The organism is Polyangium sorediatum, assembly GCF_029946465.1.
Taxonomy (GTDB): domain Bacteria; phylum Myxococcota_A; class Polyangia; order Polyangiales; family Polyangiaceae; genus Polyangium; species Polyangium fumosum.
On record NZ_JARZHI010000170.1, the window covers coordinates 1 to 1225 of the forward strand.

Consider the following 1225-nt stretch of genomic DNA (forward strand, 5'->3'; position numbering starts at 1 on the left):
GATGGCGAAACAGGTGGTCACGATGGCGAAACAGGTGGTCACGATGGCGAAACAGGTGGTCACGATGCCGCGAAACAGGTGGTCACGATGCCGCGAAACGGGTGGTCACGATCGCGCGAAATTCGCATCTCGCAGCCGGACAACGGCGAGCAGGCCCTCGAGATCGTCGAGACGCTGACTCGCTCCGGCGCGGTCGACGTCATCGTAATCGACTCGGTCGCGGCTTTGACACCGAAGGCCGAGATCGAGGGCGACATGGGTGACGCGCACATGGGCCTCCAGGCGCGGCTCATGAGCCAGGCCCTGCGCAAGCTCACGGCCATCGCGTACCGGACCGAAACGCTGCTCATCTTCATCAACCAGCTCCGGCACAAGATCGGCGTCCTTTTCGGCAGCCCCGAGACGACCACGGGCGGCAATGCGCTCAAGTTCTACGCGAGCGTGCGCCTGGACGTGCGTCGCGTCGGGGCGCTCAAGGTTGGCGAGGAGGTGCTGGGCTCGAAGACGCGCGTGAAGGTCGTGAAGAACAAGTGCGCGCCGCCGTTCCGGGAGGCAGAGTTCGACATTCGCTGGGGAACGGGGATTGACGCGGCCGGGGATCTGCTCGACTTCGCCGTCGCCCACGGCATCGTCGAGAAGACCGGCGCGTACTTGTCCTTCCGCGGGGAGACGCTCGGTCAGGGCCGGGAGAAGGCGCGCGAGGCGATCAAGGGTCCGCTGGGAGCGGCGATCCGGAGCGCGGTCGAACACTCCCTCGCGCAGCGGTCGGCTGCGGAGTAGTTGAGGGGCCTGTGCGGACGCCAGTGCGTCATCACGCGGGCAAGAAGAAGTAGAGACCAGCGCGTCGTTGGAGTCGCCGAGGCAACTCGCAGGACTTCTGACGCGCGCACAGCCCTCTCGGAGGGTTCATGTTCACGGAGAAGCAGCCGGGCGCCAAGCGGGTCGCTCTCGTGGGCTGTTCGGCTCTGAAGAGCAAGAAACCGGCACCGGCCAAGGACTTCTACATTTCACCGCTGTTTCGTGCGGCTTATCAGTACGCCGAGAAGACGTGCGACGTGGTGGTCATCGTCTCCGCCTTCTACGGCGCGGTCGCCCCGAAGTGATCCTCCCCCGGATCCGTGGACAAACCCAAAGGCGCGGAGATGCGCTAGGAGAGTTCCATGGCGAGGCGGAAGCGGAGGTCGTTCAGCGCGGAGTTCAAGGCAGAGGCGGTTCGTCTCTGCCA

General features: G+C 65.1%; 1 protein-coding gene and 1 pseudogene. Both read left to right on the top strand.

Annotated elements, in window-relative coordinates; all coding sequences use genetic code 11:
- Nucleotides 1-117 precede the first annotated feature (117 nt).
- A pseudogene (gene recA / locus QHF89_RS49855) lies at nt 118-780 on the top strand (recombinase RecA); the annotation flags it as partial.
- A gap of 128 nt (nt 781-908) precedes the next feature.
- On the top strand, nt 909-1103 hold the full coding sequence (locus tag QHF89_RS49860) for a DUF6884 domain-containing protein (RefSeq protein ID WP_136973424.1): 195 nt from the start codon (nt 909-911) through the stop codon (nt 1101-1103).
- The last annotated feature ends 122 nt before the right edge of the window (nt 1104-1225 follow it).